At 54.6% G+C, this 6,884-nt stretch carries 8 protein-coding genes and 1 pseudogene; 2 read left to right on the top strand and 7 right to left on the bottom strand.

What is annotated here, in order from left to right; all coding sequences use genetic code 11:
- Together CPT76_RS14745 and CPT76_RS14750 are read right to left on the bottom strand one after the other, a co-directional pair.
- Positions 1 to 820, bottom strand: an 820-nt coding sequence (locus tag CPT76_RS14745; RefSeq protein ID WP_105443430.1) for a glycoside hydrolase family 88 protein, incomplete at its 3' end; no start/stop codon positions are given.
- Positions 821 to 1,115: 295 nt separating this feature from the next.
- A complete protein-coding gene (locus CPT76_RS14750) occupies positions 1,116 to 1,811 on the bottom strand; it encodes an ArsR/SmtB family transcription factor (RefSeq protein ID WP_105443431.1) in 696 nt (231 codons plus the stop codon).
- A gap of 96 nt (positions 1,812 to 1,907) precedes the next feature.
- Here CPT76_RS14750 and CPT76_RS14755 point away from each other — a divergent pair, with 96 nt between their 5' ends.
- On the top strand, positions 1,908 to 2,522 hold the full coding sequence (locus CPT76_RS14755) for a flavin reductase family protein (protein WP_105443432.1): 615 nt from the start codon (positions 1,908 to 1,910) through the stop codon (positions 2,520 to 2,522).
- Positions 2,523 to 2,650: 128 nt separating this feature from the next.
- On the opposite strand, the gene CPT76_RS14760 is transcribed toward CPT76_RS14755, so the two are convergent.
- Positions 2,651 to 3,064, bottom strand: a complete 414-nt coding sequence (locus CPT76_RS14760) for a rhodanese-like domain-containing protein (RefSeq protein ID WP_105443433.1) — start codon at positions 3,062 to 3,064, stop codon at positions 2,651 to 2,653.
- 140 nt (positions 3,065 to 3,204) lie between these two features.
- A pseudogene (locus CPT76_RS39725) lies at positions 3,205 to 3,357 on the bottom strand (AraC family transcriptional regulator); the annotation flags it as partial.
- 53 nt (positions 3,358 to 3,410) lie between these two features.
- Between CPT76_RS39725 and CPT76_RS14765 the strand changes: the two are divergent.
- On the top strand, positions 3,411 to 3,701 hold the full coding sequence (locus CPT76_RS14765; protein WP_258168631.1) for a glycoside hydrolase family 88 protein: 291 nt from the start codon (positions 3,411 to 3,413) through the stop codon (positions 3,699 to 3,701).
- Between the two features lie 154 nt (positions 3,702 to 3,855).
- Here CPT76_RS14765 and CPT76_RS14770 read toward each other — a convergent pair whose 3' ends face one another.
- From CPT76_RS14770 to CPT76_RS42095, 3 genes are all read right to left on the bottom strand, one after another.
- The gene (locus tag CPT76_RS14770; protein WP_105443434.1) at positions 3,856 to 5,787 is read right to left on the bottom strand and encodes an FtsX-like permease family protein; all 1,932 of its coding nucleotides are present in this window, start codon (positions 5,785 to 5,787) and stop codon (positions 3,856 to 3,858) included.
- Positions 5,762 to 6,535, bottom strand: coding sequence for an ABC transporter ATP-binding protein (locus CPT76_RS14775; protein WP_374954648.1), 774 nt, complete (start codon positions 6,533 to 6,535; stop codon positions 5,762 to 5,764). The genes CPT76_RS14770 and CPT76_RS14775 overlap by 26 nt, the downstream gene beginning before the upstream one ends.
- A 183-nt stretch (positions 6,536 to 6,718) precedes the next feature.
- Positions 6,719 to 6,884: ATP-binding protein (locus tag CPT76_RS42095; protein ID WP_258168632.1), on the bottom strand; the 166-nt coding region annotated here is incomplete at its 5' end.

Below are 6,884 nucleotides of genomic sequence, written 5' to 3' on the forward strand. Positions count from 1 at the left end.
CCAGCCTGGACGTCAACTGCAGGTACCTGTCATCGCCGGTGTAACGGTAGGAGAGCGGGAAGCCGTAAATCCCCCATGCCTGTCCGCGCGACCAGCATGAATCGTCCGCATGCCCCTGCGCGGTGGAGCCGTACTTCGGCTGTCCCGATGCGATATCCATATAAAAGGTGTGATAACTGGACGCATCCTCCCGAATGAGGTGCTCCGCCGATTTCCGGGCGTGCGACTCGGCCGCAGCCTTATATTTGGGGTTACCGGTGACGTCCGATGCCCAGTACAGCAGCGGCAGATTCATGAGGCAGTCAATGATGATCCTCCCCTGCTGCCTGGGATCCTGGAGATTTCCCCAAGCCTGGATGATCCCCGCCTTGTCCCAGTAACGCTCCATCAGAAGATCCGCTGCCTGAACGGCAAGCGTCTTGGCCTCTTCGCTGCCGGTCAGCTTGTAGGATGCCACGCAGGACAGCGTGTATAGGAATCCTAAATCATGCGTGTCCGTATAGCGCCGTTCCTCCACCCTCCTGCGGTAGCTGTCCAGCTGGCCTTCCGCGGCGGCGCGGTACTTGGCATCGCCGGTCGTTTCGTAAGCGAGCCACAGCATCCCGGTCCAGAATGCCGGCGTCCACTCCGTGTTTCCAGTCTGCCGGTATACCAGATTCGTGCTGGCCTCCGACGGAAACGTGTCCTGAAATGTCTGGAGATTCCGGTCCACCTGGCGCCGAATAAATTCCATAGCCTCCAGGCACCTTTCCCGCGTAAGCCCGGAGTCCTCCTTATACCTCCCTGAATTCTTGATGTCCTCGTCCTTCACCTGCTTCATCGCTGCCACCCTCCATGATTGTTGATATTGGCGTTCGTCATGAACTGAATTGTAACCAGGCCATGCACTCTTCACAATCGCCGTTATTCGTGGTAATACTGCCGTTTTTTCTGGTTGCAGCAGGATCTGAAAATTCGTCGGTCTCCGAAAAAAACGTCAGGAAGGTCTTCAAGCCGGGATCGAAACCGATGTCTACAAGGTCTACAAGCTTGCAGCGGCATCGAGCCGAGCACGAAAAAAACGACCCGGCTGCGGCGGCTCGTGAAAGCTCCGCATTACTCGGATCGTTTGAAATTCAGGATCGAGGGATCTCGATATGAAAAGTCTCCTGCAGTCCGCGGACCCCCTCGTCGGTAATGCGCAGCGCCCGGGTCCCTTCCATGCGGAGCAGCCATCGCAGCTCGAGCAGCCGCTCAAGCAAAGCGCTGCCCAGCGAGCCGGCCAAATGCGGCGTGCGCTCGCTCCAATCCAAGCATTTGCTGCAGAAGCTGCGCCGCTTTTTCCGGACCGCTTCCACATCGATGCCCAGTTGTTCGAAGAAGGCGGCCCCTTCCCCGGTAATCGCAAAGGCGGCCGCTTCCTCACGGATCACGCCGGCCTCGATCATCGCATCCCTCAGGCGGATGCCCAGGTCTCCGGCGACATGATCGTAACAGGTTCTCGCCCGCCGCAGGTGGCGGTTTTCCTCGGACTGCCTCAGCGACTTGATCTCAACCGGCGGCGCAAGCAATAGCAGCGTCTCCACGACGGCAGCCACGTCATGGCTTTTCAAGCCGTAATACCGGTGCCTTCCCTGCTTGTGCATGGCGACCATCCCCGCTTCTTCCAGCTTGGCCAGATGGTAACTCGCCGTCTGCGGCGTGATCCCCGCCATATAGGCCAGCTCACTCGCCGGATGGAACCGACCGTCCATCATGGCGGTCAGCATCGCCGCACGCGAAGGATCGCTGATCATGGCCGCGGGATGAGCCGCAATCGGTCCTGCCTTCATCCTGCCCCCTCCTTTGCATTCCACATTTCGATGAACATTGTAATATGAACCGGTTACAATGTTCAAGTACATTATAAACAAGGAGGCGTTTGCCAAATGGCCGCAGCAGAACCGCAAACCCGTGCTATCACACCGAAGATTTTATATTATGGCATGCCTGTTATCCTGATTACCACGCGTAACGAAGACCACACATCCAATATCAGCCCGATCTCCTCTTCTTTTGCGCTGGGGGACAACATCGTCCTGGGTATTTCAACGAGCAGCAAAGCTTATGACAATTTGACCCTTCACCCGGAGTGCGTCATCAATCTTCCTTCCGCCCCGCTGTGGGAGAACGTGGAGCGCATCGCCCCCTATACCGGGAGGACATTTGTCCCTGAGGTTAAAGAAGCCATGGGGTTCACGCACGAAAAGGATAAGTTCGCCGCAGGCGGCTTTACCGCCATCGATTCCGAGGTGGTGCAGCCATCGCGCATATCCGAATGTCCGATACAGATTGAAGCACGGGTTCAGCGGATGACGGTGCCGGAATACGATCCGTTCTTCGCGATCGTGGAAACCTGTGCCGTCCGGGTCCATGCTCATGACGACATCCTTATTGGAGATCATCATATCGACCCCCGGCGCTGGAATCCGCTCATTTACAACTTCCGTCACTACTTCGGTCTGGGAGATCCGTTGGGAGCGACCTTCCGGTCGGAAACGTGAGCCCTTTTTGCCACCATGTCTATTCAACCGGATATCTCTAAACAAAAAAACCCCTCAAAGACGCACTGTCTTTGAGGGCTTGCCGGCTGAAATTCTAACGTATGCCTGCATTTATTGCTTATTTCCTATCAGCGGCAGCAATCGGAGCAGCATACCGTCGTCCCCGTCTGGCCCTGGCGGTTCTTCCGTCCCGGCTCATCCTTGATGATATACAGCTGACGGAAGCCGACCCGTTTCAAGAATCGGGCCGCCTGTTTGCTCTGCCGACTGCTGCCTCCCAGAATCACAACCGGCTCGGAGGTGGAGAGCTCCTTTTTCCAAAGATACGGCAGCCGGCCGAGCGAAATATTGACCGTGCCATTCTCATGCTCCCGCAAATAATCCACCGGATCTCTCACGTCCAGCATTTTGATGTCTTCCTGATCCCTGGCGATGACCTTCAAATCGTCGGGACGGATGGGCGTAAGACCATGGACAGGCAGGATATTCCGGAGCAGCCATACTCCAATGACGACAACGGCTGCCAGCAACAACCAAATCATCCGCGTTCCTCCCTGGTTATATTGTAGCGAGGGATCATGTCCTTGGCCGCTTCACAGCAGCATAGTGCTGCCATACAGCAAAAAGGCGATAATCGAACAAGCATCCATTAACATTTTCTATAAGTCATTAACAAATTTGATTATAACCCCGGGGAGGAAATTGTCAATGCAGGATCATGTCTATTTTCCTTTCTATAATATAAAGGCGCATGTCCCGTAACCGATTTGAACACCCGGCCAAAATGCGTAACGCTCCCGAAACCCACCTTCCTGGCAATAAGATTTACCTTCAACCTCAGGCTTATGGTACCAGGTTGTCGACAAGGGCGACCGCCCGGACAACTGGCTGGAAAGTTCCTGTACCGCCCTGTATGTACACGCCATTGCCAAAGCGGTGCGGTTCGGTTATTTGGACGAAAGTTATCTTCAGTACGCCTGGAAAGGATACCAGGGCGTTATCGACACGCTGAAATTTGACGAGAACGGCCGCGTGATCATCGGCCAAATCTGCATCGGCACAGGCATTGGGGACTACGCCCACTACATTGCCCGCCTTACGAGCGAGAACGACCTCCACGGCGCCAGCGCTTTTATTCTGATGTGCACGGAAATGAACTTGGCAAAGCAAGCAGACTGAGGGCTCACCCGGAGCAAGCCGATCCCGCGCCCAAATCGTTTGAGTCCGTTTACTTGGTACCGACCTCAGCTCAGCCATGATTTTCCGGACTTCGTGTTTAAGAAAAAACCGCCTCCACACCGGATGTACCGGAACGGAGACGGTTTTCCTAATTTTACACCATCACACGCTTGAGCTTGTGAACGTAACGCGAGCGTACGATCAGGAAGTATACCATCTGGACGATAACAAAAGCGATCGAAGCGAGCAGAACCGATGAATTCACTTCACCGACCCCGAAGTCCTTACGGACGGCATTTAGCACGACGAGCGTCTGTATGACCGACACCACGATCGGAACGAAGAACAGCGCGGCGATCTGCAGCGTTGCGGCGCGGCTCATTTCCTGGATTTTCAGGCCGATTTTGGACATCGACTGATACATCCGCTGATCCTGCGTCAGCTCATGGTGGAGTTTGAAATACAGGAAGCTCGCGGAGGAAATGGACAGAACCGCCGTAATGAAAATACCGGCAAAACTCATCATCGCAAAGGACTGCCTCAGCGAGTAGTAATCCCCGCCCCGGGCGCTGATGATGTTTTCGGATTGGCCGCTCAATTCCCTGTCGATCCCCTCCTGCTTCAGCTTCATGCCAATCGTGATTTCTGGATCTCCCTCAGAAGGAACGGTGCCTGTCGACCATTCGGGAATCAAATACACGACACTGCCCTGGATCCGGTTAGATTTTGGCTCAGAGGACAGAAGCTTCTTGTTCGCCTGATATTCATCATCCGAAATGACCAGAATATCCGAGAGTGTAGGCGACACGTTCACGGCAGGCTTGATCGTATCGGTGATGTCCAGCTCGGCTTTCGTATCCCGTAGCGTAATCTTCCTGAGGTCGTACCAATCCGGACGCTCCCTTGATACCTCCGTGGCAGGGATGACATGCACCGCCTGATGGTAATCCAGCTTGCCAACCTTCGGTGCACCGACGGCTTCTGCCAGTTGATTATACATGGACTGCGGCATAACCGAGACTGAAGAGGTTCTATTTTCCACCACGCTAAAATATTGCTCCGTACGAATCGTCTGATAGGTAATGCCTTGACGGCTCAGCGATTGCTCGATCAGCGCCAAATCAACCTTTTCGCTTTTGTCGTCATAAACCGAAAGCCGGATAGCATACGGATTCGACCTGTAATTATCTTTATTCGTCTCGTTGATGGACATCACGAACGCGACACTCATACAGGAAATAGCTGTGACGACCGTCACCATGAACAGCACTCTCGCATTGTCTTTCATTTTATAGGCCATTTCCGAAATCCAGATCAGGTTCGTCCCCTTCCACACCCACCTGCGACTGCGCTTCAAGAGTCGCATGACGAGCACGGTAATTTGCGTGAAAAAGAAATACGTCCCCGCAATCCCGGTCACAGCCGCGAGAACGAGATTCACCCGGAGAGACATATAGCCGGCGGCCAGAAGGGCGATCCCGAATAAGGAAATCAGGATGGACGCCTTCGGCTCGGTTTTCGGACGATTCGACCCCTGCAGCAGATGCAGGACGTGATTGCGGCGGATCAGGATCAGCGTAAACGCCGAAATAGCGATGAACAGCAGGGCGAACGCGGCTACCGTCAGCAGCACCGCTTTGACCGGAAGGTACAGCCCCAGCTTCTCCATGCCCACTACCTTTGCGCTCAGCAGCAGAAACAGCTTGGACAGAATGAGGCCGCTGCCGATCCCGGTCACGATGGACGATGCGCCGATGATCATATTTTCGATGAAGACCAGGCGGCTGATCTGGCCCTGCTCCGCCCCCAGAATCGTCAGGATGCCGAACTCCTTGTTTCTTGCCTTCAGGAAAGCCCCGATCGAGTAGAGCACAAACAGAAATGAAAAAATGTAAATGATGTACTCCATAATCAGCATGACCAGCATCGTCGTGTGTCCAAGCTCGGTCTTGTTGATGTCCGGATGGAAAATAAACAAGGCATACGTAAAAAACACCATCACCATAAAGCTGCTGCTGAGGTAGTATGCAAAATAAGCCCTGGCGTTGCGCTTGACGTTGTTAAACGCGAATTGAGGAAAGCTCATGTGCGTTACCTCCCAGGAAAGACAGCATCTCGATGATCTTTTGGAAAAAGGCCTGCCGGCTCTCTCCCCGGTGGATTTCTCCCGACAGCTCGCCGTCCTTGATGAAAACCACCCGGTGGCAGTAGCTTGCGGCCTGGGGGTCATGCGTTACCAGCATCATCGTCACGCGGTCGGCGACGTTCAGTTTCTCCATCGTCTCCATCACGTTGCGGGAGGATGCGGAATCCAGCGCCCCGGTCGGCTCATCGGCGAGCAGCAGGGACGGCGAGGGGATGATCGCCCGCGCGATGGCCGCACGCTGCCGCTGTCCGCCGGAAATCTCATAGGTGCGTTTGTTTAAAATATCGGTAATGCCAAGCTTGTCTGCAATCCGCGTTAGCCGCGCTTCTATATCCGGCAGCTTCACCCGGTCCAGCGTCAGCGGAAGCACGATATTTTCGGCCACGGTAAGGGTATCCAGCAGGTTGAAGTCCTGAAAAACAAAGCCCAGCTGGCGCCGGCGGAATCCCGCCAGTTCCTTTTTTTTCAGCTTGTGGGGATTCTGCCCGTTGATCAGCACCTCCCCGGAGCTTGGCGCATCGATCGTGGAGACCATGTTCAGCAGTGTCGTTTTGCCGCTTCCCGAGGGCCCCATAATACCTACAAATTCGCCTTGCTTGATCGTCAGCTGAATATTCGTTAATGCGCGGGTGGTTACTTTGCCCGGATAGACTTTGCTCAAGCCGGTCACTTTCAAAATATCCGTCACAGGAATGCTCCTTTCTTGTCTGTCTTCTGTGATACCTCTACTGTAAAGCATAACCCGCAGCCGAAACTATGGATTCGTCTTACGCCAATCTTAAACCTTCGTAAGGTTATGTTCGGGGTCCCGCACCGCAAAAAAAGGACGCCATGACATTTCATCAAAGCGCCCTCTCTCCCTCTGCGATTGTTAGACAGATGGCCGTAACGGCCGCGCATCAAAAACGAACCTTACCGTCGTCCCCTGTTCGGGAGCTGAATCGATTTCTACGCGGTGACCGAGCCGGCTGCACACCTCGCGGACCAGGTACAGACCCATTCCCGTCGATTCGTGGTAGTTCCGGCCCGTACTTCCC

Origin of the sequence: Paenibacillus sp. AR247 (assembly GCF_002968895.1) — a bacterium.
Taxonomy (GTDB): domain Bacteria; phylum Bacillota; class Bacilli; order Paenibacillales; family Paenibacillaceae; genus Paenibacillus_AQ; species Paenibacillus_AQ favisporus.